The sequence below is a fragment of the Pseudomonas sp. G.S.17 genome, from assembly GCF_038096165.1.
Classification (GTDB): Bacteria; Pseudomonadota; Gammaproteobacteria; order Pseudomonadales; family Pseudomonadaceae; genus Aquipseudomonas.
Genome location: NZ_CP151076.1, coordinates 3,754,161 through 3,778,714, shown reverse-complemented (window position 1 = coordinate 3,778,714; position 24,554 = coordinate 3,754,161). Strand labels below are relative to the sequence as shown.

Here is a 24,554-nt window from a genome sequence, read left to right as displayed (position 1 = left end):
AAACTCCGTGCATGGACGGGTTATCTGGCGAGGATGCCGCCCTCGGGCAGTTGCGGATTGAACTCGTCGAAAAAGGGATAGTGGCCGGGCCTGAGCGGGTGAATGACGACGAAGGTGGTGACACCCGGCGACAGTACTTTTTCAACCCGCAACGGCGTGCTCTCGAACTCGGCCGGCCCTTGACCCTCGTTTCTCAGGACGATCTTGAAACGCTGCCCGGCCGGTACCTCCAGCAAGGCGGGAGTGAAGTGGCCATCGCGCAGGATCAGTTCGTAGGTCGGTAGTTCGGCATGGACGGTCAACGGCGCAACGGCTCCGGCGAGCATCAGCCAGGCAAGCGGCAGGCGCTTCATTCAATAGCCGCCTTTTTTACCAATCCCGGCATAGATGAATTCGTAGTGCAGTTCGCAGCGTTCGAACCAGGGCGCTACACCGGTTTCCTTGTCGGTATGACGTCCGAGGGAACCGTGCCCGGCCGGTGGCAGGACGGTGAAGGTCAGTTGATATTTGCCTGGCCCCAGCAGCTTCATGTTGTCGCCGTAGTGCGGGCCGTCATTGGCGACCATGGCATGGAAGTCGCCCTTGAGTTCTTCCGGGTTGCCGGCTTTTTTCAAGTTGAACGAGACATTGAGGTAAGGCACGAAACTGCCTTCCTGAAAGCCCTGCCGATTGTCGGCAGTGGCCCGAATGTCGGCCTCCAGATGGACATCGGAATCGGCCGTGGCACGCATCATGCCAGCCGGTGCCATCTCGATCGGTTGCAGATACACCGCCCCGACCTCCAGCCCCTGACACAGCTGTGGTTCCCCAATCGGGTATTCCTTTGCGTGAGCCAAGGGTGCAAGCAGGAGCAGGGCGAGTGAGAGGTGGGTACGCATGATGTCTTCCTGAGCACTGACGAGTAGGAACCCGAGTCTAGGAAGCTTTGCTGCGAATAATAATGATTGTTATCAAGTTTCGTGCAATTAAACCGCTGGCTCTTCACGCTGGCGAAATCGCTGGGCGCGTTCGACGCTGTGGTTCATCTGTGCGGCCGCGTGAACGGTCAACGGATGTTGGGTAAAACCGGGTCGGGGGGAAATGTACTCGGCCATTTCCCGGGCCACGGCGAGCTGGCGTTCCGAACCTTCGGCCAGCAGCGCGACGACCAGGTTTTCCAGGGCAATGACCCGGACACGCAAGTGCACCAGTTCGGCGTGGGTCAACGCAGGCGGGGCAGTAAACGCATCGCCATCGATGGACTGGGGGGCGTTTTGATCGTCCCATGTCGACAGGGGTGGATGCTCGGCTGTCTCAGCATTCGGGAAGGGATTTTTATTGAGCATGAGCGACGTCTCCAGGTCTGTTCAGCAGTTGCAAGCTTAGCCCCAGGATCGCAATGGGGCGAGGCGAGTCACTTGCTGTCGATATCTTGATATCCATCAAGGCTGACGCTGCTTCCAGGCTGTAGGTTGGAAGTACGCCTCTCAATAAACGGAGAACGGCATGGCCAAGAACTTTCCCGCCAACCCCCCGCACCCCGAACGGATCTGTTGGGGATGCGACCAGTATTGTCCGGCCAAGTCCCTCGCGTGTGGAAATGGCTCCGACCGGACCATGCACCCCGCCGAGCTGTTCGGTGAAGATTGGGACGTGCCCGGCGACTGGGGTTTAGACAAACTCATAGTCAGCGACAAGGCCACGGATAAAGGGGTGTAGCGGGTAGGCTTCATCCAGCAGCGAAATTTAAAGGGGGCGCCTGACCGCTGCGTGACAGGCGCTTAAACCCCAAGCCCAAACCTGAAGTTGCCGAACTTCCAGTCCGGCGAACTCTTCTGGTAGCAGCCTGGCTGGTTGGCCGGTGTTGCGTCGCAGGATATTTTCCCGACTTTGCTGGAACCCTGGCCTTCGCCGGTACCGCGTTCGCTGTATACAGCGCAGCCACCCAGCATCGGCAACGCCAATGCCAGGGCAAGTATCAGATGCTTCATATGTCCTTCCTTAAACATAAACGGTGTTGGCCATTAGAGCATATCTGGCTACTTGCGCCGGGTATTGGTGGTTGAGTTGAACTGCGCGATGGCTAATTCAGCAAGCCGCGTTGCGCCAGATTTTTCATCAGTGCACCGACGCCGAACGTCCAGGGTGGTGCTTGATGGCTGCCCGTCACGCGATTGTGCAGGGTGCCCAATGACGCGGATGAAATGCTTACCAGATCCCCTTCCTTGTGGGTGAAACCCTGGCCGGGTGAATCTCGGTCATCGGTTGGAGCGAACAGTGTGCCGAGGAACAGCACGAAGCCGTCCGGGTACTGGTGGTTGGTATTGAGGGTCTGCGCGGCGAGATCTGCCGGATCACGGCTGATCTGACTCATGGAACTGCTGCCGTTGAGCACGTAGTCGTCGTTGCCTTCGACCCGCAGGGCCACTTCACAGCGCCGCACATCGTCAAGGCTGAAATGTTCGTCGAACAGGCGAATGAACGGCCCCAATGCGCAGGAAGCGTTGTTGTCCTTGGCCTTGCTCAGCAGTAACGCGCTGCGGCCTTCGACGTCGCGCAGGTTGACGTCGTTGCCCAGGGTCGCGCCGTGAATGCGACCTCGGCTATCCACGGCCAGCACCACTTCCGGTTCCGGGTTGTTCCAGCTCGACTCGGGATGAATTCCGATGGCGCTGCCGCTGCCCACGGCCGCCAGCAGCGGCGCCTTGGTGAAGATTTCAGCGTCCGGGCCGATGCCGACTTCCAGATACTGCGACCACATTTTCTGCTCGATCAGGACCTGCTTGAGACGCGACGCCTCCGGGGAACCGGGACGCAGGTCACGCAGGTTGTCGCCGATCACGTTCTGCACCAGGCCACGGATCTGCTCGGCACGCTGCGCGTCGCCGCCGGCTTTCTCTTCGATGACCCGTTCGATCATGCTGGCGGCGAACGTCACGCCGGCGGCCTTGATGACTTGCAGGTCCGCCGGTGCCAACAGGCTGGGCTTCGACGGATCGCGCAGCTCGCCGCTGTTGGCCAGCAGCGCTTCTATCGTGCCCAGCGAGGTGCCAATGGCGTCGCGTACCGCCTGCAGCGGAGCTTCGTTGTCCAGCAGTTGGCTCAAGGTCGGGAAGCGTGCAGTGCAGTCGATGACTTCACCGTCACGCAGCACCACCACGGCCGGACCGCCGAGCTCGCCCGGCAGCCACACGCGACCGACCAGCGTCGCGCGTTGCCAGTCGTCGGGCAGGGTGTTTCCAATCGTCAATTGCAGCGCTTGCATAAGGCTGATCCTTGGGGTCAGTGGGAGTGGCGTGGGGTGCCGTTTTCCGGGATAACGCGCCAGTAAAGCGTGGCCGGTTCCAGGCAGCCGCCGGTGGACAGCTGGCCGACCAGTTGCCGGTAGAGTTCCTGCCAAGGGGTTTGCGAAGGGGCGAGGGCGGGCAGCGGTTCCTGGCGGCGGACGTCCAGTTCGGCGTCGTCCACCAATAGATTGACGCTGCGCGCGTTGAGGTCGACGCGCAGCCGGTCACCGGTGCGCAGCAGCGAAAGGCCGCCGCCCACAGCGGATTCCGGAGACATGTTGAGAATCGACGGGCTGGCGGAAGTGCCGCTCTGGCGACCGTCACCCAGGCACGGCAGCGAGTCGATACCGGCCTTGATCAGCGCGGACGGCGGCGCCATGTTCACCACCTCGGCGCTGCCGGGATAACCCACGGTGCCGCAGCCGCGAATCACCAGGATGCAGCGCTCATCAATGTCCAGAGTTGGGTCGTTGATCCGAGCCTGATAGTCTTCAGGCCCTTCGAACACAATGGCCCGCGCTTCGAAGCAGTTGGGTTGCAACGGGTCGCTCAGATAGGTGCTGCGGAACGCTTCGCCCACCACCGACATCTTCATGATGGCGCTGTCGAAAAAATTGCCGCTCAGGACGATGAAACCAGCGCGGTGCTTGAGCGGGTTTTCCCAGGTACGGATGACGTCGCGGTCGCCGGTTACCGCGTCTGCAACGATCTCGCCCATGGTTCGGCCACTCACCGATTGGCAATCCCGGTGCAGACGGCCGACCTTGTCCAGTTCATGCATCACCGCCGGTACGCCGCCCGCGCGGTGGAAGCCTTCACCGAGGTATTCGCCAGCGGGCATGCAATTGACCAGTAGCGGCACGTCTTCACCGACCCGCTGCCAGTCTTCCAGCGACAGGTCGATGCCGCTGTGGCGGGCGATGGCGATCAGGTGCGGCGGACAGTTGGTGGATGCGCCCAAAGCGGAGGCGACGGCGATGGCATTTTCAAAGGCCGCGTGGGTCATGATCTGCGACGGCCGCACGTCTTCGCGAACCAGATCGACGATGCGCAAACCCGTGGCATAGGCCATCTGCCCGCGCTCACGGTAAGGGGCAGGAATGCTCGCACAGCCGGGCAGCGACATGCCGAGCGCTTCAGCCAACGCATTCATCGACAAGGCCGTGCCCATGGTGTTGCAGTGGCCAACCGAGGGCGACGACGCGGTGGTCAGGGTCATGAAACCCTCGTAGTCGATTTCGCCCGCGCTGAGCAGATTGCGCGCATGCCACAGCACCGTGCCTGAACCAATGCGCTGACCCTTGTGCCAGCCGTCGAGCATCGGCCCGCCGGACAGCACGATGGACGGCAGATCGGTGGTCGCCGCGGCCATCAGGCAGGCGGGCGTGGTTTTGTCACAACCGGTGGTGAGCACTACGCCATCGAGGGGATAGCCGTGCAGCACTTCCACCAGTCCCAGGTACGCGAGGTTGCGGTCCAGTGCTGCGGTGGGGCGGCGCGACTGCTCGGCAATCGGGTGCACGGGGAATTCCATCGGGATGCCGCCGGCATCGCGAATGCCGTCCTTGACCCGTTTGGCCAGTTCAATGTGATGGCGGTTGCAGGGTGTCAGGTCGCTGCCGGTCTGGGCGATGCCAATGATCGGCCGCCCCGATTGCAATTCGGCGCGGGTCAGGCCCTGGTTCATGTAGCGTTCCACATACAACGCGGTGAGATCGGCGTGAGCAGGATCGTCAAACCACTGCTGACTGCGCAGGCGGCGTGGGGTTGAATCGGTCATGGCAGGCTCCAGCAAGTTATTCAGGCAATGGGTTGTGGCGGCGTAACTGACGGATCAGTCCGGCGTGATCAAGCTCGCCGTCACCGGCCTCGACCATCGCCTGGAACAGTCCGTCGACCAGATTGGCCACGGGCAGCGTCAGGCCCAGCGTGCGGGCCTGGGCGAGGGCGGTGTGCGTGTCCTTGAGTTGCCATTTGGCAGCGCCGCCGGGGGTGAAGTCGTTGTCGAGCATGCGTTGGCCATGCTGGCGCCAGATCGGCGAGTCGACGAAACCGCCGAGCAGCGCTTCATGGACTTTCGCCGGATCGGCCCCGCCGCGTTCAGCCAGCAGCAGCCCTTCGGCGACCGTGGCGATGGTGCTGGCGACGATCAACTGGTTGACCAGCTTGGACAGCTGGCCAGTCCCGGCCGGACCGACATGCACCGGACGACCCATGGCCGCCAGTACCGCGCGGCCCTGTTCGAAAGCCGCTGCGTCGCCGCCGACCATGATTGCCAGGCTGGCTTCACGGGCGCCGCGTTCGCCGCCGGAGACCGGTGCGTCGAGGTAGCGCAGCCCTTGCGCAGCACACAAGCGGGCGTGTTCGACGGCGGTTTCCACAGGGATCGAACTCATCACGATCACCAGCGCACCTTCGGCCAGCGCCCGCGCGGCGCCGTCTTCGCCAAACAGAATCTGGTCACAGGTCGGGCCGTCGCTGAGCATGCAGACCAGCACCAGCGCGCCGTCTGCTGCCTGCGCAGCGGTCTCGAAAACGCTTGCGCCGTGGGCCGCGAGTTCCGCAGCCTTGGCGGCCGAGCGGTTCCAGATCCGTACCGGATAACCGGCCTGCAGCAGGTTACGGACCATGGGTTTGCCCATGATGCCGGTGCCGATGAAGGCCACGGTTTCAAGGCTCATGCCTTGTCTCCCAAGGCGTCAGTCGGCGCGCCTTTCGTGTCAATCAGTGGCGTCGGATTGCGCGGCATCAACACCATGCCCAAGCCTCCCGCTCCGACCAGCGCGGCAATGATCAAGAAGCCCGGCGTGTAGCTGCCGGTCATGTTGAACAGGTACCCGGTCAGATAGGGACCGGTGAAACCGCTGAGGTTACCGATGGAGTTGATCAGGCCAATCCCGGCTGCGGCGCCGACGCCGGTCAGCACTTGTCCGGGCACGGCCCAGAACACGTTGATTGCGCTGTACACGCCCATGGCCAGCAGGATGAAGCCGATGACGATGATCCACGGCTGGTTGATCAACAGCGCCAGGGCAATGGACGCAGCGGCGAGCATCGCAGCGCCGCCCGCATGCCAGTGACGTTCCTGCAAACGGTCGGAGCGGCGGCTCCACCAGATCATCGCTACGGCAGCGACGGCATACGGAACAGCGGTGATCAGGCCGTTCTGCATCAGGCCGATCTCCAGCCCGAACGAGGCGCGGAACGACGCCAGCACGGTCGGCAGAAAGAAGTTCATGGCGTTGGAGCCCGAGGTGATGCCGAAGTACACCAGCGCCAGCATCCACACTTGACGACTGGCCAGTGCCTTGCGAATCATCTGGCCCTTGGTCGGTTGTACGCCCACCACCAACGGTTTGTTGCGCTCTTCCTGTTCGAGGGTCTTGATCAACCAGTTACGCTGCTCGGCGGTGAGCCAATGGGCATCGGCAGGGCGGTCGGTGAGGTAGAAAAAGCACACCACACCGAGGATCAGTGCCGGGACCGCTTCGACGATGTACATCAAGCGCCAGCCGACGAAACCCCAGGTATCGCCCAGTTGCATCAGGCCCACCGACAGCGGCGCGCCGACGATCTGCGCAATGGGAACGCCCAGGTAAAACGAGGCGATCATCCGCGCGCGGTAACGCGCCGGGAACCACAGCGACAGCAGGTAAATCACGCCGGGGAAGAAGCCCGCTTCGGCGATGCCGAGCAGTACGCGCAAGGTGATGAAGTGCCCGGCGGTCTGCAGGAAACCCATGGCCCCGGCAATAATCCCCCAGGTCACCATGATCCGCGCGATCCACACCCGGGCGCCGTAGCGGTGCAGCAAAATATTGCTCGGCACTTCGAACATGAAATAGCCGAGGAAGAAAATCCCCGCGCCCAGCCCGTAAATGGTCTGGCTGATGCCGATGTCCTCGTTCATGCGCAATGCCGCAAAGCCGACATTGTTGCGGTCCAGGAAGGCCACCACGAACAGCAGGACAAGGAAGGGAATCAGGCGCCGGGTCACGCGCTTGATGGTTTGTTTTTCGATGTCCGAGACATCGGGATGTGGTGTGATCATGTCGCACTGCCTCATTATTTTTGTTGTTATCGATAGGGGAAGCGTGGCTCGTCAGTCACCGCTAGCCAGCGGCGGTGTCCTCGATATGCGCGCGGATGATGGCGTCGAAATCGGCGTCGGCGTTAAAGCCCAGGGCGCGGGCGCGGGGGGCATCGACCTTGCTGGGCCAGCCCTCGACGATGCGCTGAATGGTGGCGTCCGGTTCCCAGCGAATCAGCTTGACCACCTCGGCACCGGCCACGCGTTGCAAGGCCGCAACCATGTCGGCGACAGTGGTGGTCACGCCGGGCAGGGGAATGATGCGTTCATCGCCCAAGGTCTCGGGCGACAGCAGCATGGCGTGCAACATCGCTTCGATGACCCGGCGTGGCGAGGTGAGATAAACCTGAGTGTCCGGACGCACCGGGCAGACGGCGGTTTGCCCCACCAGTGGCTCGCGAATGATCGAACTGAAGAAGGTCGAGGCTGCCTTGTTCGGCTTGCCGGGGCGCACGGCGACAGTGGGCAGGCGCAATACGCGGCCGTCGACAAAGCCCTTGCGGGCATAATCGGCGACCAACAATTCGCCCACCGCTTTTTGCATGCCATAAGACGATTTCGGCGTCAGCACCGTGTCGTCGTTGACGACCTCCGGCAGCTTGCCACCGAATACAGCAAAGCCGCTGGCGTAGACAAATCTCGGGGTTTTGCCTTGTTGGCGCAGGGTTTCCAGCAGCGTCATCAAACCGTGCAGATTGACCTGCATGCCCAGATCGAAATCAGCCTCGGCAGCCGAACTGACCACCGCTGCCAGATGCCACACCAGATCCACACCATCGGTGACCCGCGCCACCACATCGGGGTCGGCAATGTCTCCCGTCACCAGTTCGATGCGCGGGTCGTTGGGCACACCTTCGCCGGCAAAGGCGTCGAACAGTACGATGCGCTCAATGACCTGTGGGGCCTGGCCTTCGAACGTCAGGCTGCGCAGGGCCAGCAAACGCTCGGCCAGTTGTTTGCCGATAAACCCCGTGCCGCCGGTGATGAGGATCCGCATGTGTCACTCCTTTTTATTGTTGAGGGCGGTAAAAAATTGTGGGAGCGACCGGGGTGGCGATCCACCTTGCTCGCGATTCGATTTATCAGGCAAAGCATGTGCTGACTGACCTGACGCCTTCGCGAGCAAGCTCGCTCCCACAGAACCAGAGAACCAGGTCAGTCAGCCTGCACCGTACGTTGGCGCTGTTCGCCGAGACCGGCGATGCCCAGGCGCATTTCCTGGCCTGCGCGCAGGAACACGGGTTCGGGTTTCACGCCAAGACCCACGCCCGGTGGTGTGCCGGTGGAAATGATGTCCCCCGGTTGCAATGACATGCAGCGGCTGAGGTAGGCAATCAACGCAGGAATCTGGAACACCAGGGTGCGGGTATTACCGTTCTGATAACGATGGCCATCGACTTCCAGCCAGAGATCCAGCTGATGCGGGTCGGTGATTTCGTCGCGGGTCACCAGCCATGGACCGATAGGGCCGAAGGTGTCGAAACCCTTGCCTTTGTCCCAGGTGCCGCCGCGTTCAAGCTGCCATTCACGCTCGGACACGTCGTTGATGACGCAGTAGCCCGCCACGTGTTCCATGGCGTTGCTTTCGTCGATGTAGCGACCGCCCTTGCCGATCACCACACCCAACTCGACTTCCCAGTCGGTCTTGGTCGAGCCGCGCGGGATCTGCACGTCATCGTTCGGGCCGTTGATGGCGCTGGTCCATTTATTGAAAATCACCGGTTCGCTGGGCACTGGCATGTTCGACTCTGCCGCGTGATCGGCGTAGTTGAGGCCGATGCAAATGAACTTGCCCACCTGGCCGACACAAGCACCAATGCGTGGCGAACCGCTCACCAAAGGCAGGCTTGCCACGTCGAGCTTGCTCAGCGCTTCCAGGCTGGAAGGTTCCAGAGCCTTGCCGGACAAATCAGCAATGTGTGCCGACAAATCGCGGATCTGTCCTTGAGCGTCCAGCAGGCCGGGTTTTTCCTGGCCTTTCTCGCCATAGCGCAGCAGTTTCATAGAGAAAATCCTGAGTGGAGTTGAAAAAAGAGGGTCAGACGCTCATGCCACCGTCGATGACATGCACGCCGCCGGTAGTGTAGGCACTGGCGTCGCTGGCCAGATACAGGGCCAGGCGGGCGATTTCTTCGGCGGTGCCGATGCGGCCCATGGGTTGGCGATCAACAAACGCCTGATAGACCTCCGCTTCCGAACGCCCTTGGGCGCGCGCCTGTTCAGCAATACGTTGGCGCAGGGAAGGCGAGTCGACCGTGCCGGGGCAGATGGCGTTGCAGCGAATGCCTTTGCTGACGTAATCGGTGGCCACTGATTTGGTCAGGCCGATCACCGCGGCTTTGCTGGCGGTGTAGGCGAAACGGTTGGGAACGCCTTTCACGCTGGAAGCCACCGAGGCCATGTTGACGATGCTGCCGCCGCCGGCCGCGAGCATGCCGGGCAGGAACGCGCGAATCATCCGGTACATGGCGGTTACGTTGAGGTCGAAGGAGAATTGCCAGGCCTGTTCGTCGCAGTCGAGCAACGCGCCGCTGTGCACGTAGCCCGCACAGTTGAACAACACGTCCAGCGTGCCGACCTGTTGGGCGATGGCGTCGATGGCCGAGGGCTGGGTCACGTCCAGTTGCAGAACCTGGATGCCGGGGATGTCCTGCAACGCTTCAATGTGCAGGTCAGTGGCGATCACCTGGGCGCCAGCCTCCTGGAAAGCCAGGACCGAAGCACGGCCGATCCCTTGTGCCGCAGCGGTAATCAAAACGCGTTTATTGGCGAGGTTCATGGTGGATGTCCATTGTTGTTATTAAATACGCCGGACATAACCCTAGGGCGACTTGCCGATAATCTCCAATGAGATATTCTCAATGCTTAATAACTGGAGGTTATCGAATGGCGGACGTCGGCTTCAAACAGCTGTGCAATTGGCTGAGGTTCCGCCATCTGGTGTTGATCGATACCCTGGCCCGTACGCAGAACATGCACGCCACGGCGCTGGCGATGAATATCAGCCAGCCGGCGGTCAGCAAAATGCTGCGTGAGGTCGAGAAACAACTGGGCTTTGACTTGTTCCAGCGTCTGCCGCGCAGCATGTCGCCCACCGATTTGGGCAGCCATGTCGCCCGTTACGCGCAGATCGCCCTGAACGATGCCGAGCATTTCGTGGGCCAGGTCAATCATCTGCGTCAGGGTGGGCACGGTCTGCTGAAGATCGGCACCATTTTTGCGCCCACTTCGGTGGCGCTGCCCGCAGCGATTGTCGGCATCAAACAACGCTGGCCGCTGCTCGCGCTGGATGTCCTGGAAGGCACCAGCGCCAATCTGTTGAGCATGCTCGAACACAAGCAACTGGATCTGGTCATCGCCCGGTTCACGCTGGACAGCCATCGCAAGTTGTTCGACTTCCAGGCGCTGGCGCCGGAGCCGCTGTGCCTGGTCACTGGCAGCCAGCATCCGTTGGCCGGTGCGCGGGAATTGCCCCTGGCCGAACTCGGCAGCTGGCCGTGGATCGTTTATCCGGCCGGCACGCCCATGCGCGCCCGGTTGGAACGCGCCTTTGCCGAAGCGGGCATGCAGACCCCGGAAAATACCGTGGAGACCAGTTCAATGCAGACCACGCTGCAATTGCTGCAAACCGCACCCATGGTGGCGATGCTCGCCGAATCCATGGTCGGGCCGGACATGCAGGCCGGTCGCCTGACTCGCCTGGCGCTGCCGTTTCCTCTGGTGCTGGCGGACTACGGGATCATTACCCGGCGCAACGAGACGCCCGGCTGGTCCGCCCAGGCCTTCATCGAAGAGCTGCTGGCGGGGGCAGATGCCCTGCGCAGCGCACGCCAGACACCTTGATAACCATTGGTTATCGTTTGATTGAATCTCGTCATTGGGCAGCTGGCAATCGGCCTACTAGAGTGACCGACGCTCCACCTCGACGGTAGGGGCGTCAACCGCTCAGCAGAGGCGCGCATGAGAACAATAAAAAGCTACAAGACGCTGACGATTCTGTTCCTGTTTCTGATTGGTGTAGTCAACTATCTGGACCGCAGTGCGCTGTCCATCGCCAATACCTCCATCCAGAAAGACCTGGCCATCAGCCCGATGCAGATGGGCATCATGCTCTCGGCCTTTTCCGTCGCCTACGCATTCTCGCAGTTGCCCCTTGGTGCCTTGATCGACCGTCTGGGCAGCAAGCTGGCGCTGGGTGGTTCGCTGATTGTCTGGTCGATTGCCCAGGCCGCGTTCGGCCTGTTCAGCAGTTATGGGCACCTGGTGGGCTTGCGGGTGTTGCTGGGGATTGGCGAAGCGCCGGTGTTTCCGTCAGCGGCCAAGGCACTGTCGGAGTGGTTCGACACCAAGGAACGCGGCACGGCGACCGGCTGGGTCTGGTCCTCGACCTGCATCGGGCCGTGTCTTGCACCGCCGTTGCTGACATTGTTCATGGTCCATCTGGGCTGGCGGGGCATGTTCGTGCTCACCGGCATCATCGGTCTGATACTGGCCGCCTGCTGGTTTGCCTTCTACAAGAGCAAGGCGCAGTACATGGCCGAGACCGGGCGCGCCGAGCCCGTGCCCGCGCAGGTCAAGCAAAGTACCGGGCCGAAAGTGCGCTGGACCGCGCTGTTCAAGGACCGCAACACCTGGGGCGCTTTCCTCGGTTTCATGGGCGTGATCTACATGATCTGGCTCAACCTGACCTGGTTGCCCGGCTACTTCGAACGCGAGCACGGCCTGGACTTGTACCGCACCGCCTGGGTGGTATCGCTGGCGTATCTGTTCGGCGCGTTGGGCACCATCGTTGCCGGCAAGGTATGCGACAAGCTGGTTGCCCGGGGCATGAAAGTGCTCGCCAGCCGCAAGCTGATGGTGATCATGGGGTTGCTCGGTGGTGCGCTGTTTACCTTGATCGTGGCGTTCACCACCAACGTGGTGGCCTGCGTGGTGCTGCTCTGCCTGACGATGTTTTTCATCAATATTTCCAGCGCCACGGCGTGGATGATCGTCAACACCATCGTGCCTTCGGAGCGGGTTGCATCGTTCGGCTCGATCCAGAATTTCGGCGGCTATCTGGCGGGTTCTATCGCGCCGATTCTCACCGGCTTCACCGTGCAGCAGAGCGGCTCGTTCTCCTCGGCGTTCGTCATCAGTGCAGTGGTTGCGGCGTGCTCGGCGGTGGCGTACTTCACGCTGCTCAAGGAACCCGCGGCGAAACCGGCACCATTGGCGACTGTCGGGGGTGTGCATTCGGTGGGCTGAGTTTCAGGTATCACGCAACAGGTCGTTGGCGTTGAGCAGTTCGTAGGCGATTTCCGGGTGCTTTTCCAGCCCCCGGCGAATCGCGGCCGGGATTGATTGCCGGGTCTTGCGGCACAGGCCCGGCCGTTCACTTAACGTAATGCCAATGCCGCGCATGGTGCGAACTTCATTGAAACCGGGCTCTATGTCCACGCGCACGCCCAACTGCTCATAAATCCGGCCCTGCAAGCGTTGCAGGTCGGCAAGGCTCTGCAGGTTTTCCAACCGCTCCAGCAGGCGCTTTTCTTCGCTGCGATTCAGAAACAGCACGCGCAAGTCGGCCCCCGGAGTTTCCAGCAGCGAGTCACGCCCGCAATCGCAGGCGCCGGGCGGGCAGGGTTGGCGAATCGGCAGAGGCGTCGTCATGAGAGCAATCATAAGGGGCCTGGATCGAATTTGCCCATGGGCTTGTGCGCATGATGAAGCTGCAATCATGCGCCTGACTTGCCAACTGCAGCCTGAATCCCGAAGAATGCCGCTTCACTGACCGTTCAAGGCTGTTTTGATGATCCATATCCGCCCCATGACTGCCGAAGACTTTGCGCACTTCTGGCCCACTTTTCACGCCGTGGCCAGCGGGCAAGAGACTTACGCCTATGACCCCGATACGACCCGGGAGCAGGCGTTGCAGCTCTGGCTGGAGCTGCCTTTGCACACCTTCGTCGCCGAAGAAAATGGCGAGTTGCTCGGCAGTTACTACCTCAAGGCCAACGCCGCCGGCCCCGGCAAGCATGTCTGCAACTGCGGTTACATGGTCAGCGAAGCCGCCCGTGGCAAGGGCGTCGCGCGCCTGATGTGCGAACACTCCCAGCGCGTTGCAGCCGACGCAGGCTTTTTGGCCATGCAGTTCAATTCAGTGGTGTCGAGCAATGAGGTGGCGGTCGCGCTCTGGCAAAAACTTGGCTTCGACGTAGTCGGTCGCTTGCCGCGCGCCTATCGTCACGCACGCTTGGGGCTGGTCGATTGTCTGGTGATGTTCAAGTGGCTGGCGGACGAGCCATCCCCCGAGCAGCCTGTTACTCCGAAGCTGATCGGGCGCAAGAATATCGAGTCGGTGGTGTCACGGCCGCGGCGTAGCAAACCGTAAAACACATAGCCATCTAACTTATGAGGAGTCGCGAAGCCTAACCGCCTTTGGCCGTAGGCAAACTGGCGATCTGCCGTGACTGGCAATTCAGGTACGCCGAGGATTTCAGCCAGCGTTGGTCGGGGTACCAGGCGAACATGAATTGGCCATCCTTGAGTTTGTCGATCACCTGACGCGCCACTTGCGGGCGCACGGCGGGGCAGCCTTGGCTGCGTCCGATCCGGCCCTGCCGTTCGCTCCACAACGGGTTCACATAGTCGGCGGCATGGATCACGATGTCTCGATCACGGGCGTGATCATTGAAACCCGGTTCAAGACCGTCCATGCGCAGTGAATAACCGTGGCTGCCTTCATAGCTTTCCTGGGTGCGGAACAATCCCAGGCTGGACTGATAGCTGCCCATGCGATTGGAAAACTGCGTGGCAAAGTTCTCACCGGATTTTTGCCCGTGGGCCACCAGGTCACGCAGCACCAATGTCCGTTTGCTGAGGTCAAAGATCCACAGCCGACGAGCGGTGGAGGGCTGGGAATAGTCAATAACCGCCAGATGTTTGGCTTGTCGGTCACCACTGCTGACTGCGCATTGCACCGCATTCAGGGCACTTTTCAGTACCGTGGGGTTGAGATCCGGGGCGGCGTGGGTGAGCTTGCTGTAAAGAATCTGATTGCTGGTGCCAGCGGCGAGGGCTGGACCGCAGGTTGCGCATAGGGTAATAGCTGCCAGACAGAGTCGGCGCATGAAGGTCAGCATGTGCAGGGAGTCCTCGCCAGTGAGCGGCTTCTGATTCCTGTTGGTATTCCGTCAAATCGACGGCCATGGATTGGAGTGAAGTAGTTGGTCAAAAAGCGTGCATATTACTTGAGCATTTGCCTGCTCGCTGCGCCATTGGTCGCGACTGCCCAGGAAGGGCTCGTTGAACCGCAAAGCCCGGTGCAATTGGCGCTCACGCAAATGGCCGTGCAATGCCCGGTCTTGGCTTCGCGTCTGGACATACCGGCGCTCAGTCTTTTGCAGGCCTTTTATCAGCAGCAGGGCTACTTGCCGGTCTGGTCCGTTCAGGGGCGCCTGTCGCTATTGGAGTCGGAGCTTCGGCAACTGGCGGACGACGGTCTCAACCCGACTGATTACACCAAACCGGCCGATCTGGTTCCAGTTGACTCGGTCTGCGCCGACCTCAATACCAGCCAGCATTATTTGCAAGCCTTGCAGGACCTGCGTTACGGCCGGTTGCTGCAAGCGCGTTTCGAGCCAATCTGGCGTTCCCGGGAAGTCTCGCTTGATCGCACCTCACCCGTGTTGGCCATTGCTGGCCCCGGTTTGCAGGACATGGCCGACGCGTTTCGCCTGGCGCGTCCGACGCTGGAGCAGTACCAGAATCTGCGCCGGGTCTATGCCCAGCAGCGGCAACTGGCGTTGCTCAACTGGAAGCCCTTCGACAGCGGCCCCTTGCTGCGTCCCGACATGCAGGATGCACGAATCCCTCAACTGGCCCAGCGGTTGTTCAGCGAAGGCTACCTGAGCAGCCCGTTTTCCGGCCCGGATAACGCCTATAGCCCGGCGTTGGTGAATGCGGTGAAAAGCTTTCAGCTCAACCATTCGCTGCAAGCCGATGGCGTCCTCGGCCAGGGAACCGTCAATGAGTTGAACGTCAGCCCTGCGATGCGCCGCGAACAGCTGCGGATCAACCTGGAACGCTTTCGCTGGCTTGCCCAGGATCTGGAACCCGACAGCGTGCTGGTCAACGTTGCGGCGGCGCAACTGAGCGTCTACAAGGGCGGTGTGTCGGTCTGGCAGACCCGCACCCAGGTCGGCCGTGCCGAGCGGCAGACCCCGCTGCTCAAGTCCATGGTCACTCGCTTGACGCTCAACCCGACCTGGACGATTCCACCCACTATTCTGCGCGAAGACAAATTGCCGGAAATCCGCCGCGATCATGGCTTCCTGCTCAAACACAATCTGCAAGTGCTGGACCTCGCCGGCAATCCACTGACAGCTGAAGACATCGATTGGGACAATCCGGGCAATATCCTGTTGCGCCAGGATGCCGGGCCGAAAAACCCGCTTGGCAGAATCGTCATCCGTTTTCCCAACCCTTATTCCGTGTACCTGCACGACACGCCCAGCCAGGCGCTGTTCAGCAAAGGCCCCCGGGCCTTCAGTTCCGGCTGCGTACGGGTCGAGCAGCCACTGCGCCTGCGCGACATGCTGCTGAGCCCGGCGGATCGAGAGCGTACCGAGGTGCTGCTGACCACCGGCATTACTCACGAATTCAGGCTGACTAAACCCGTGCCGATTTTGCTCACTTACTGGACCGCCCAGGTCGATAGCCAAGGTCATCTGCTGTATGTCCCGGATGTCTATGGCCGCGACCCGGCATTGGCGACAGCGATGGTGGCTCATCCCTGAGCCGCCTTCGGTCAGCGTCCGCCAACCACCATGTCGCTGAACGGCGCGACGTACGCCTGCAAGGTCACCAGTCCACCGACCAGAATCGCCAGCACGATGGAGTGGAAGAACACGTAGCGCAGGATTTCCCCTTCATGGCCGTACCAGCGGGTCGCGGTGGAGGCGACGACGATGGACTGCGCATCGACCATCTTGCCCATCACGCCGCCGGAACTGTTGGCAGCCGCCATCAACACCGGGCTGAGCCCCAGTTGTTCCGCAGTGACCCGTTGCAAGCCGCCGAACAGCACGTTCGAGGCTGTATCCGAGCCAGTCAGGGCAACCCCGAGCTAGCCCAGCAGCGTGCCGAACATGGGGTAAAAGATCCCGGTAGCGGCGAAGGCCAGGCCCATGGTCGCATCCAGTCCTGAATACCGCGTCAGGAATCCCAGAGCGAGCATCGCCACAATGGTGATCAGCGAATAGCGCACCACCCAGATGGTTCGCAGGTAATGTCTGACCAGTTGCGGGATGGAATAACCCATCAGCAGTCCACCGAGAATCGCCGCCAGCAGGATGCCGCTGCCGGTGCTGGTGAACCAATTGAATTTGTATACCGCTTCCTCGGTTTTAGGCTGCGGCACCACCGGCGGGACTTTTTCGACTTGCTGATGCAGGGTGCCGAAGGTCACGGCAGGCGAGAAGAACGGATTGGCCTCGCGCACCGGTTTGCCTTGGGGGTCGAGCATGACCGCGCCGGTTTGCACGTTCATCGCCTGGCGAGTATCGAACATCGACTTGAAACTTTGCGTGCCCCAGGCGAAGACAAACACCGTGAGAATGATCCACGGCATCCAGGCGCGCATCACTGCCGGCCTGGCATCGGTGGCAAAGGTGGCGGTAGGTTTTTCATCCGGATCTTCGTCGACGCGCGAATTGTCCACGCGTCCCGACAAGGCGGCCGAGGTATGGATCGTGGCCGGTTTCCAGATCCTGAGAAAACCGGTCAGGCAGGCCATGGAAATCAATGCTGCGATCACATCCACCAGCATCGGCCCATGGTAATTGGAGACGACGAACTGCGGTACGGCAAAGCTGACGCCCGCGACCAGGATCGCCGGCCAGATTTCCAGCATCTTGCGCCAGCCGGCAAACGCCCAGATCAGCCAGAACGGCACCAGTACCGAGAAAAACGGCAGCTGGCGGCCGACCATCATCGACAGTTCCATCTCATCCAGCCCGGTCACCTTGGCCAGCGTGATGATCGGCGTGCCCAAGGCGCCGAAGGCCACTGGCGCGGTATTGGCAATCAGCGCCAGACCCGACGCCGCAAGAGGCGAAAACCCCAGGCCGATCAGGATTGCGCCGGTCACTGCCACAGGCGTCCCGAAACCGGCAGCCCCTTCGAAGAATGCACCAAAGCAGAAGGCGATCAACAGCAATTGCAGGCGTCGATCATCGGTGATGCGTGCCAGGGAGTCTTGCAGCACCTTGAACGAGCCGTTTTCGGTGGTCAGGCGATGCAAAAAGATGATGTTGAGCACAATCCAGCCAATGGGGAGCAAGCCGTTGGCGGCGCCGAACAGCGCCGCGGAACCTGCCATGGTGGCGGGCATACCAAACGCGAAGATCGCGATCAACAGGGCCGAAGCCAGGGCCAGCAATGCCGCAATGTGGGCCTTGATATGAAAGAACGCCAACGCTGCAAGCATCACCACCACCGGCACGGCGGCCATGATGGTGGAGAGCACCGGGTTACTGAACGGATCGTAGACTTGCTGCCAGACCATGTTCCACCTCTGCTTTTTATTGTTGGATATGCAGGCCTCTGCGCCCGGGGGATGGGTTTAGAGGTAGGTGGCTTGCAGTATAGGCGGCATTATCCGGCTGTCGTGGTGGACGTCAGGAAGCACGCATTGCCCTGATACAGCAGGTGCCCGGGGAATTGCGGATTATCGAACTGGCAATGTTGCTCCCGCATGCCCAGGTATCTGCAGGTAATCGGATAACCCCGATAAGTCATCTCGCGACAACTTGGCAAGTATAAGTTGTTAGCTGGCTAATAACTTATCGTTGGCGTCAATTCTTAACTTTTTCCAACCACTTAAGTTCACCCATTACCCGCCGATAGTCAGCATAGAGTTCAATGGTTTTTGCTATCGCTGAGGGTACGTCATGTTCAATAAACTTCTAAAAAACGAACTGGCGGCCAGGACGGCCGAGGTTGTGGAGTTCAAAGGACTGATTGCGGCACTTGAACGTTCGATGGCGGTGGTGGAGTTCGATCTGACCGGTAAAGTGCTTCGCGCCAACGACAACTTTCTGAAGACCATGGGCTATCGCGAGGATGAGTTGCTGAGCAAGTCCCACCAGGACTTTTGTTCGCCGAACCTGACGCGCAGCCGGGAATACAGCGAGTTCTGGGCGCAACTCAGGGCCGGCAAGTTTGTTTCGGGTACCTTTCAGCGCGTCACTGGCAAGGGGCAGAACATTTGGCTTGAGGCCAGCTACAACCCGGTAACGGATGAACGGGGCAAGGTGTTGAAGGTGGTCAAGTACGCGCTGGACGTCACCGCCAAGATGAGTCAGGAAGCTGAAACCCGCAGCAAGCTGGCCGCCCTTGATCGGGCCATGGCGGTCGTGGAGTTTGATCTGAGCGGCAATGTTCTGGTCGCCAATGACAATTTCCTGAAAGTGATGGGTTATGGCGCGGCTGAACTCAAGGGCAAGCAACACCGGCTATTCTGCGAGCCAAGTCTGGTCAATAGCGCCGAGTACACTGACTTCTGGCGCCGACTGAATGCGGGTGAGTTTTTCAGCGGGCAATTCAAGCGACTGGCGAAGAATGGTCGCGTGGTCTGGCTGGAAGCTTCTTACAATCCAGTGTATGACGCTGACGGCAAACTCTACAAAATCGTCAAGTTTGCCAGCGACATCAGTGATCGGGTCGAAAAGTTCGAGGCCGATTCCCGTGGCGCATCACGCGCTTACCATATTTCCGCCGAGACGGAAAAAGTCGCCGAGCACGGCGCCGAAGTCATTCAGCAAACCGCTCGGGAAATGCGCCAGATAGCCGACAATATCGGCGCTTCGGCCCGACTGGTTGGCCAACTGGGTGCACGCTCCGAGCAGATCACGGCAATCGTCAACACCATTCGCGGCATCGCTGACCAGACCAACCTGCTGGCCCTCAACGCCGCCATCGAGGCCGCGCGGGCTGGAGATCAGGGCAGGGGGTTTGCGGTGGTGGCCGATGAAGTCCGGCAACTGGCCGGGCGCACCAGCCGCTCGACGGCGGAGATTGCCGAGATGATCGGCATGATCCTGACGGAAACCCGCGATGCGGTCGCCAGCATGGACGCCACTCAGGAAGGTGCGCAACGCGGCGTCAGCCTCGCGGATCAGGCCGGGACGGTGATCCTGCAAATCCGCACCGGGACCAGCGATGCCGTGCAAGCAGTCAGCATGTTCGCCTCCAGTCATGACTGATCAGATGCTGTCCCAGGCAAAGACTGAGCTCGAGCATTGAACAGCAGGCTGTCTGTGAATGAATGGCTTATCTACGGATAAGCCTTGTGTTCGGATGATCGGCGGCGTTGCCTTCGACCATCCATCTGGACCCCAATCAAGAGCGGTGAATTTTCCAAACGGCCAGTACTCCTTCTTACAACGACTAAAAGAAGCGCTTTCGCGTGAGGCTCTGCGCGTGAGCATGTCTTGCTTGTATCAGGAACTGCCAGGAAGTATTTATGACCTCTCTTCAAATGCCGACAGAGACTGCTTTCTCTCAGCCTCATCGAACTGCGCAAAGTTATTACAAGGCGACCTATGACGCGCTGATGCACAGTCCGATGTTGCAGGATGATCCTCAGGCGGCGGCTTTTCTACGCCAACAGCTGCAACTTGCCGACATGCAGCCCTGCAATCTGCCCGCCCAGCCTGAACACCTTGAGCAGTGGATAGCGGAAGGTGTGGGTAAAGTCGCCGAGCAATATTCGACGTATCTGGACCAGCGTCGCGCCGGATCGCCGCGCCGGTTTTTTACCAGCAAGGCCCACGCGATGTATTTTCTGCAACATGTCGCGCCGACCAAACGGGTCGATGGGGCATGGCTGTACGGGTTGCTGCCGCATTGGGCCGATTACCGGTTTCATGGGTTGATCCGCACCTATCTCGAAGAACTGGGCGATGGCGATGCCGCGCTGAACCACGTTTCGCTGTATCAGAAGCTTCTGGCAGACCTGGAATGCGATTTAAGCGACGGGCTCGATGACGAAGCTTATCTGCAAGGGGCCATTCAGTTGGCGCTGGGCAACCAGGCCGGGCAATTTCTGCCGGAAGTGATCGGCTACAACCTGGGCTATGAGCAACTGCCGCTGCACTTGCTGATCACCTCGTTCGAGCTGAACGAACTGGGTATCGATCCGTACTATTTCACGCTGCACATCACCATCGACAACGCCAGCACCGGCCACGCTCGCAAGGCGGCGCAAAGCGTCCTGGCCTTGTTGCCCATGGGCGAGCAGCGCGACGATTTCTATCAGCGCATTGCCAACGGCTATCGACTCAACGAGCTGGGGCCTGGCACCACAGCCGTGATCCAGGCGTTTGATCTGGAGCAGGAATTGATCGCATTGCTGGAGCGCAAGCGCACCTTTGGCCAGCACATGCATTCGGACTATTGCCGCCTGGATGGCAAGACCGTCAACCAGTGGCTGGCGGAGCCGGACCGGATGGGTGAGTTTCTTGCCGTGCTGGAAAATCGCGGCTGGATCAAACGCCATCAGGATCCGACCGAAAGTCGCTTTTGGCAGCTGATCGATGGCGCCGGTGCGGCCATGTTCGGCGTATTCAATGCCTATGAAAAACAGGTGTTGCATGACTGGATCGCGGGCGACTGGTCAGCCACGGCGGCGCAGGCGTCTTCCAGCAAGCGGACTCCGGATGCATTTCGGGCACGCTTCAGGTCAGCGCCGCGCAACGATGGTCTGCGCACGGCCGACCAGCACACGCGGCTCGAAGATGTCGATCCCGATGTCAGCGGTTTGCTGGCCGATCTGAACAACGCCACGGCGGCGCAGAAGATGCAGGTGCTAATCGAGCGTATGTCGCCCGCCAGACACGCAACTCCCGCAGGACTGTTCGCGACCAAACGCTATGTCGAAGCCATGGCTGAGCGTCTGACGGGAGAGCGAGGATGAATGCCAATCAGGCTTTTGCGATGGATACGTCGGACGTCCGGCTCCAGCGCTCTTCCCATGGCGCGCTGGTGAAACTCGGGCAAAGCCTCGTTGCCGGGGGTTACCGCTTTATCACGCCTACGCCGCTGACCCACCAACGGGTCAACGCGCGCCCAGGCAATCAGCTGGCGTCCTCGCTGCGGGATGTGTTCGGTTGGAGCCGGCCGTTTCCGGAAACGTTGTTGCCGGCCGACGAACTGAACGAGTTGCTGGCTGCCGGTATTGTTGCCGCCCACGCGCGCGGCTTCATCAGTCGCGTCAGGTGGTCGAGCCTGGGGGATTTGTCGCTGGCGCATTCGGCGTTTCCGACCACGGACGAGGACTCGGTGTTCTTCGGCCCGGATACCTACCGTTTCGCGCAGTCGATTCGCGACCAGTTGAGCAGGACTTTCACGCCGATCAAGCGCGCTGTCGACATCGGCTGCGGCAGCGGTGCGGGCGCGCTGGTAATCGCCAGCGCCCAGCCCCACGCCCGAGTGTTTGCCGTGGACATCAATCCCAAGGCGCTGCACTTTGCCCAGGTCAATGCCCAGGTGGCCGGGATCGACAACGTTGAATGCCTGGAAAGTGACATCCTGCGCGGCGTAGACGGCGAGTTCGATCTGATTGTCGCCAACCCGCCCTACATGAAGGACGCGCGCCAGCGAGCTTACCGCCACGGTGGCGATGCGCTAGGTGCTGACCTGTCGGTGCGAATCCTGCGCGAGTCGTTGCAACGGCTTTCGGTGGGTGGCGCGCTGGTGCTGTACAGCGGCGTGGCAATGGTCGACGGCGTGGACCCGTTTCTGGCTGCGGTGGCAAATGATATTGCCGGTCCAGCGTGGGCCTGGACCTATCGGGAGATTGATCCGGATGTCTTCGGCGAAGAATTGCTCGAGGATGGCTATCAGGACGTGGAGCGGATTGCGGCGGTGGAGTTGGTGGTGCGCCGCGTCTGATCAATTGATGGTTTGATCTGAAGCCCGGTCGCACGACCGGGCTTTTGCGTTTCAGGACGGTCAGGCGATGCTGTAACCGTCAAACGCCTTCTGCTGCTGCAAGGCGGTAATGATATTTTTGCGCGTCACCGGCAACTCGTTGCCTTCGTTATCGACGAAGGTTTCGCTTTCCAGTTCCGCCTCGTCGCCTTCACCAACAAAGCTGAAGCCGAGGAATTCGAAGGCTTCACGGTCGACGTTCGGCCGGGAGCGCGGCGTACGCATCGGCAGGCTGACGCTGATGCCATCCTTGCTGATGGAAAACACTTCGACGTCCTTCTTGGCCCGGGCGACCTTGCTTTTGCCGGTACCAGGATTGCTGATGGCCTGATGGGTCTGGTTCAGCACTTTAAGCGCCAGGCTATAGACCAATTCCTGAAACGCCGGGTCATCCTTGTAGCTGAACAGGATGCGGCTGATAGAGAACCGCGTGCTCAAATCCGCCAGGGCCGCGCTGTCGGACGCCTCGGCGTCCTTGAGCTGCTTGAGTTCGCCCATCAACTCGTAGGCCTGGTCGTCGTCAAGATTGTCCTGAGCCTGGCGAATGGCGGCGCGCAGCTGACGAATCTGATCGCTTTCCTTGGCGCTCTGGAAGGTATCAAGCACCATTTCGCTGACGATCTTGGCCTGAGGCACATGCTGGGAAAGGCTGATGGCATCTTCGTAAGCGAGCTTGGCGCAGGTCACGGCGTGTTCTGTATGGGAATCAGGCATTGAATTTCACTATTTCGTTAACCGGGTTTGAGGCGCGAAAGGCACTGAGCTTTTCGGGGCGCCTAATCTAGTGGACGGGGGCGCTGTTGTCACGAGCCAATAGCCCGGAGGTTGATTGATGGCCGTCATCCAGGACCAAGGCGGCATATTCAGGGTCGATTTACATTTTTATCCGGTCACCGGCGATCCTTGGCTTGTTTTCTTGCGCCGTCCTGTTGATCATTCCGCTCACGGCTATTTAGTAAAGAGATTAAGTGACATGAGTATGGGACTGACTGAAGAAGACATGCGCCGGGCGCTGGGCCTTGATGAGCCAGCCAAACCCGCCGAGCAACCTGAGCCGGTCATCGAGTTCGACCTCGAACCGACCGTTGCGCCGGAACCTGAACCCGAGTTCATCATCGCGCCGCCTCAGCCCGAGGTTAAGCCTGAAGCCCCTCGTCCGAAGGCCAAGCGCGTATCACCCGCACTTCGGGTCACCATGCGCTGCACCAAAGTCTTCGAAGGCGAGGAGACAATGTTCGTCTACGACGCCAAGACCCTGAGTACCTTCGATGCCGAGCAGGAAGCGAAGAAGGCAGCGGCCAAGGAGAAATTCAAGTATTTCGAAGTGATATCGGTCAAGCGTGTGGAGTGAGGGTGATAACCCTGCAGGACCGGATTTATCCGGGAAGGGGCCACCGCTCACGCCGTAAATCTGTGTCGCCGCTACGAACGCCTCGCGAATAAATTCGCTCCTACAGTTGAGATACGGTCCACACAGATTCAAGGCCGCTTTGGCTTTTGCTCTGTTTTTGATTTTGATCTTAAGCGCCCCGTCAAACCACGCTGGCCGAAATTCGATGTTGATTTGGAGGGTAAACCGGCAGGACGCCGGTTTAGCCGCACTGGGCCAGGGATGGCCCTTTGCGGCGGCCCTCCACATCAATGTCGGATTACGGGCATGCCGAGCCAAAGCGAGGGACCGAGTGGTGGGGCAAGAGCGCTTTGGTTACTTTCGCGCTTTTCGAAAGTGACGCGCCGTCAGGGCGCAACCCTAAGTAGCCGTTACCGCAGCAATGGATATGTACGCATGCCTCCTGTGGGAGCGAGCTTGCTCGCGAAGGCAATATTTCACGCCCAGATGGTGCGCCGGACACCAGGTGGTCTTCGCGAGCAAGCTCGCTCCCACAAATACCGCGTTGCTGCACATAGCCTCAGGATTCCACCGGCGCGTAATACCCGCCCACCGCTGGCGGCTGAATCAGCGTCGCGGTTTTTCCCGGCGTCATCGGTTCTTTGGTATCGCCGGAAATCATTCCCACCACTTCGCCACTTTCCAGCAACGCCCAGGCCGCGACCCGGTGGATGTAAAGCTTGCCGGAATGGCCGTCCTTGTGAATAAAGTTCCAGCCGGAGCAGGGGGTGATTTGCATGATTTTTGCTGTCACGAGAATGCCCTCTCGATTGAGTACAGATCGAGACTAGCAGGTGTTTGAGCAAGAGGAGTGGAGCGAACCGGTCGGGAT

At 60.5% G+C, this 24,554-nt stretch carries 24 protein-coding genes and 1 pseudogene; 9 read left to right on the top strand and 16 right to left on the bottom strand.

Going from position 1 to position 24,554, the window contains the following annotated elements; genetic code table 11:
• Window positions 1-20: 20 nt before the first annotated feature.
• The 3 genes from AABC73_RS17820 to AABC73_RS17810 form a co-directional block, all read right to left on the bottom strand.
• Complete coding sequence (locus tag AABC73_RS17820; RefSeq protein WP_341520317.1) at window positions 21-353, bottom strand: cupredoxin domain-containing protein; 333 nt, start codon at window positions 351-353, stop codon at window positions 21-23.
• Window positions 354-878, bottom strand: coding sequence for an iron transporter (locus AABC73_RS17815; RefSeq protein ID WP_341520316.1), 525 nt, complete (start codon window positions 876-878; stop codon window positions 354-356).
• An 87-nt stretch (window positions 879-965) separates the two neighbouring features.
• The gene (locus AABC73_RS17810) at window positions 966-1,325 is read right to left on the bottom strand and encodes a hypothetical protein (protein WP_341520315.1); all 360 of its coding nucleotides are present in this window, start codon (window positions 1,323-1,325) and stop codon (window positions 966-968) included.
• Window positions 1,326-1,485: 160 nt separating this feature from the next.
• Here AABC73_RS17810 and AABC73_RS17805 point away from each other — a divergent pair, with 160 nt between their 5' ends.
• Window positions 1,486-1,698, top strand: coding sequence for a DUF3079 domain-containing protein (locus AABC73_RS17805; RefSeq protein WP_341520314.1), 213 nt, complete (start codon window positions 1,486-1,488; stop codon window positions 1,696-1,698).
• Between the two features lie 62 nt (window positions 1,699-1,760).
• Here AABC73_RS17805 and AABC73_RS17800 read toward each other — a convergent pair whose 3' ends face one another.
• The 8 genes from AABC73_RS17800 to AABC73_RS17765 all read right to left on the bottom strand — a co-directional run bounded on the left by AABC73_RS17800 (window position 1,761) and on the right by AABC73_RS17765 (window position 10,135).
• A complete protein-coding gene (locus tag AABC73_RS17800; protein WP_331148796.1) occupies window positions 1,761-1,970 on the bottom strand; it encodes a hypothetical protein in 210 nt (69 codons plus the stop codon).
• A 92-nt stretch (window positions 1,971-2,062) separates the two neighbouring features.
• Window positions 2,063-3,244, bottom strand: a complete 1,182-nt coding sequence (locus AABC73_RS17795) for a fumarylacetoacetate hydrolase family protein (protein ID WP_341520313.1) — start codon at window positions 3,242-3,244, stop codon at window positions 2,063-2,065.
• Window positions 3,245-3,261: 17 nt separating this feature from the next.
• Window positions 3,262-5,046 (bottom strand): IlvD/Edd family dehydratase, encoded by a 1,785-nt coding sequence (locus AABC73_RS17790; RefSeq protein WP_341520312.1) that lies wholly within the window; start codon window positions 5,044-5,046, stop codon window positions 3,262-3,264.
• A 16-nt stretch (window positions 5,047-5,062) separates the two neighbouring features.
• Complete coding sequence (locus tag AABC73_RS17785) at window positions 5,063-5,947, bottom strand: NAD(P)-dependent oxidoreductase (protein WP_341520311.1); 885 nt, start codon at window positions 5,945-5,947, stop codon at window positions 5,063-5,065.
• On the bottom strand, window positions 5,944-7,317 hold the full coding sequence (locus tag AABC73_RS17780; RefSeq protein WP_341520310.1) for an MFS transporter: 1,374 nt from the start codon (window positions 7,315-7,317) through the stop codon (window positions 5,944-5,946). The genes AABC73_RS17785 and AABC73_RS17780 overlap by 4 nt, the downstream gene beginning before the upstream one ends.
• A 61-nt stretch (window positions 7,318-7,378) precedes the next feature.
• Entirely contained in the window at window positions 7,379-8,353 is a 975-nt protein-coding gene (gene denD / locus AABC73_RS17775) for a D-erythronate dehydrogenase (RefSeq protein WP_341520309.1), read from the bottom strand.
• Window positions 8,354-8,511: 158 nt separating this feature from the next.
• Window positions 8,512-9,360 carry an ureidoglycolate lyase gene (locus AABC73_RS17770; protein WP_341520308.1) on the bottom strand — a complete coding sequence of 283 codons (849 nt, stop codon included), beginning with the start codon at window positions 9,358-9,360 and terminating at the stop codon, window positions 8,512-8,514.
• Window positions 9,361-9,394: 34 nt separating this feature from the next.
• Window positions 9,395-10,135, bottom strand: a complete 741-nt coding sequence (locus AABC73_RS17765) for an SDR family oxidoreductase (RefSeq protein ID WP_065833112.1) — start codon at window positions 10,133-10,135, stop codon at window positions 9,395-9,397.
• A gap of 107 nt (window positions 10,136-10,242) precedes the next feature.
• On the opposite strand from AABC73_RS17765, the gene AABC73_RS17760 reads away from it, so the two are divergent.
• Entirely contained in the window at window positions 10,243-11,199 is a 957-nt protein-coding gene (locus AABC73_RS17760; RefSeq protein ID WP_341520307.1) for a LysR family transcriptional regulator, read from the top strand.
• Window positions 11,200-11,316: 117 nt separating this feature from the next.
• Complete coding sequence (locus AABC73_RS17755) at window positions 11,317-12,603, top strand: MFS transporter (RefSeq protein WP_341520306.1); 1,287 nt, start codon at window positions 11,317-11,319, stop codon at window positions 12,601-12,603.
• 3 nt (window positions 12,604-12,606) lie between these two features.
• On the opposite strand, the gene AABC73_RS17750 is transcribed toward AABC73_RS17755, so the two are convergent.
• Window positions 12,607-13,008: a hypothetical protein gene (locus tag AABC73_RS17750; RefSeq protein ID WP_341520305.1), complete on the bottom strand. Its 402-nt coding sequence runs from the start codon at window positions 13,006-13,008 to the stop codon at window positions 12,607-12,609.
• A gap of 139 nt (window positions 13,009-13,147) precedes the next feature.
• Between AABC73_RS17750 and AABC73_RS17745 the strand changes: the two genes are divergently transcribed.
• Window positions 13,148-13,729: a GNAT family N-acetyltransferase gene (locus AABC73_RS17745; RefSeq protein WP_341520304.1), complete on the top strand. Its 582-nt coding sequence runs from the start codon at window positions 13,148-13,150 to the stop codon at window positions 13,727-13,729.
• 37 nt (window positions 13,730-13,766) lie between these two features.
• Here AABC73_RS17745 and AABC73_RS17740 read toward each other — a convergent pair whose 3' ends face one another.
• Entirely contained in the window at window positions 13,767-14,480 is a 714-nt protein-coding gene (locus AABC73_RS17740) for a murein L,D-transpeptidase catalytic domain family protein (RefSeq protein WP_341520303.1), read from the bottom strand.
• Between the two features lie 84 nt (window positions 14,481-14,564).
• Between AABC73_RS17740 and AABC73_RS17735 the strand changes: the two genes are divergently transcribed.
• Window positions 14,565-16,136 (top strand): L,D-transpeptidase family protein, encoded by a 1,572-nt coding sequence (locus tag AABC73_RS17735; protein ID WP_341520302.1) that lies wholly within the window; start codon window positions 14,565-14,567, stop codon window positions 16,134-16,136.
• 11 nt (window positions 16,137-16,147) lie between these two features.
• Here the strand turns inward: AABC73_RS17735 and AABC73_RS17730 are convergent.
• A pseudogene (locus tag AABC73_RS17730) lies at window positions 16,148-17,905 on the bottom strand (L-lactate permease).
• A 385-nt stretch (window positions 17,906-18,290) separates the two neighbouring features.
• On the opposite strand from AABC73_RS17730, the gene AABC73_RS17725 reads away from it, so the two are divergent.
• The 3 genes from AABC73_RS17725 to AABC73_RS17715 all read left to right on the top strand — a co-directional run bounded on the left by AABC73_RS17725 (window position 18,291) and on the right by AABC73_RS17715 (window position 22,293).
• Entirely contained in the window at window positions 18,291-19,604 is a 1,314-nt protein-coding gene (locus AABC73_RS17725; protein WP_341520301.1) for a methyl-accepting chemotaxis protein, read from the top strand.
• A 260-nt stretch (window positions 19,605-19,864) separates the two neighbouring features.
• Complete coding sequence (locus AABC73_RS17720; RefSeq protein WP_341520300.1) at window positions 19,865-21,316, top strand: iron-containing redox enzyme family protein; 1,452 nt, start codon at window positions 19,865-19,867, stop codon at window positions 21,314-21,316.
• Between the two features lie 20 nt (window positions 21,317-21,336).
• Complete coding sequence (locus AABC73_RS17715) at window positions 21,337-22,293, top strand: class I SAM-dependent methyltransferase (RefSeq protein ID WP_341524274.1); 957 nt, start codon at window positions 21,337-21,339, stop codon at window positions 22,291-22,293.
• Between the two features lie 60 nt (window positions 22,294-22,353).
• Here the strand turns inward: AABC73_RS17715 and AABC73_RS17710 are convergent, their stop codons facing one another.
• A complete protein-coding gene (locus AABC73_RS17710; RefSeq protein WP_341520299.1) occupies window positions 22,354-23,046 on the bottom strand; it encodes a hypothetical protein in 693 nt (230 codons plus the stop codon).
• 118 nt (window positions 23,047-23,164) lie between these two features.
• Here AABC73_RS17710 and AABC73_RS17705 point away from each other — a divergent pair, with 118 nt between their 5' ends.
• On the top strand, window positions 23,165-23,683 hold the full coding sequence (locus AABC73_RS17705) for a hypothetical protein (RefSeq protein ID WP_341520298.1): 519 nt from the start codon (window positions 23,165-23,167) through the stop codon (window positions 23,681-23,683).
• A gap of 559 nt (window positions 23,684-24,242) precedes the next feature.
• Here the strand turns inward: AABC73_RS17705 and AABC73_RS17700 are convergent.
• Window positions 24,243-24,461 (bottom strand): hypothetical protein, encoded by a 219-nt coding sequence (locus AABC73_RS17700; protein WP_341520297.1) that lies wholly within the window; start codon window positions 24,459-24,461, stop codon window positions 24,243-24,245.
• Between the last annotated feature and the right edge of the window lie 93 nt (window positions 24,462-24,554).

Bases quoted from the DNA above. Each gene is read 5' to 3' on its own strand.
- AABC73_RS17820 (WP_341520317.1), bottom strand. From the start codon at position 353: ATGAAGCGCCTGCCGCTTGCCTGGCTGATGCTCGCCGGAGCCGTTGCG.
- AABC73_RS17815 (WP_341520316.1), bottom strand. From the start codon at position 878: ATGCGTACCCACCTCTCACTCGCCCTGCTCCTGCTTGCACCCTTGGCT.
- AABC73_RS17810 (WP_341520315.1), bottom strand. From the start codon at position 1,325: ATGCTCAATAAAAATCCCTTCCCGAATGCTGAGACAGCCGAGCATCCA.
- AABC73_RS17805 (WP_341520314.1), top strand. From the start codon at position 1,486: ATGGCCAAGAACTTTCCCGCCAACCCCCCGCACCCCGAACGGATCTGT.
- AABC73_RS17800 (WP_331148796.1), bottom strand. From the start codon at position 1,970: ATGAAGCATCTGATACTTGCCCTGGCATTGGCGTTGCCGATGCTGGGT.
- AABC73_RS17795 (WP_341520313.1), bottom strand. From the start codon at position 3,244: ATGCAAGCGCTGCAATTGACGATTGGAAACACCCTGCCCGACGACTGG.
- AABC73_RS17790 (WP_341520312.1), bottom strand. From the start codon at position 5,046: ATGACCGATTCAACCCCACGCCGCCTGCGCAGTCAGCAGTGGTTTGAC.
- AABC73_RS17785 (WP_341520311.1), bottom strand. From the start codon at position 5,947: ATGAGCCTTGAAACCGTGGCCTTCATCGGCACCGGCATCATGGGCAAA.
- AABC73_RS17780 (WP_341520310.1), bottom strand. From the start codon at position 7,317: ATGATCACACCACATCCCGATGTCTCGGACATCGAAAAACAAACCATC.
- denD (WP_341520309.1), bottom strand. From the start codon at position 8,353: ATGCGGATCCTCATCACCGGCGGCACGGGGTTTATCGGCAAACAACTG.
- AABC73_RS17770 (WP_341520308.1), bottom strand. From the start codon at position 9,360: ATGAAACTGCTGCGCTATGGCGAGAAAGGCCAGGAAAAACCCGGCCTG.
- AABC73_RS17765 (WP_065833112.1), bottom strand. From the start codon at position 10,135: ATGAACCTCGCCAATAAACGCGTTTTGATTACCGCTGCGGCACAAGGG.
- AABC73_RS17760 (WP_341520307.1), top strand. From the start codon at position 10,243: ATGGCGGACGTCGGCTTCAAACAGCTGTGCAATTGGCTGAGGTTCCGC.
- AABC73_RS17755 (WP_341520306.1), top strand. From the start codon at position 11,317: ATGAGAACAATAAAAAGCTACAAGACGCTGACGATTCTGTTCCTGTTT.
- AABC73_RS17750 (WP_341520305.1), bottom strand. From the start codon at position 13,008: ATGACGACGCCTCTGCCGATTCGCCAACCCTGCCCGCCCGGCGCCTGC.
- AABC73_RS17745 (WP_341520304.1), top strand. From the start codon at position 13,148: ATGATCCATATCCGCCCCATGACTGCCGAAGACTTTGCGCACTTCTGG.
- AABC73_RS17740 (WP_341520303.1), bottom strand. From the start codon at position 14,480: ATGCTGACCTTCATGCGCCGACTCTGTCTGGCAGCTATTACCCTATGC.
- AABC73_RS17725 (WP_341520301.1), top strand. From the start codon at position 18,291: ATGTTCAATAAACTTCTAAAAAACGAACTGGCGGCCAGGACGGCCGAG.
- AABC73_RS17720 (WP_341520300.1), top strand. From the start codon at position 19,865: ATGACCTCTCTTCAAATGCCGACAGAGACTGCTTTCTCTCAGCCTCAT.
- AABC73_RS17715 (WP_341524274.1), top strand. From the start codon at position 21,337: ATGGATACGTCGGACGTCCGGCTCCAGCGCTCTTCCCATGGCGCGCTG.
- AABC73_RS17710 (WP_341520299.1), bottom strand. From the start codon at position 23,046: ATGCCTGATTCCCATACAGAACACGCCGTGACCTGCGCCAAGCTCGCT.
- AABC73_RS17705 (WP_341520298.1), top strand. From the start codon at position 23,165: ATGGCCGTCATCCAGGACCAAGGCGGCATATTCAGGGTCGATTTACAT.
- AABC73_RS17700 (WP_341520297.1), bottom strand. From the start codon at position 24,461: ATGCAAATCACCCCCTGCTCCGGCTGGAACTTTATTCACAAGGACGGC.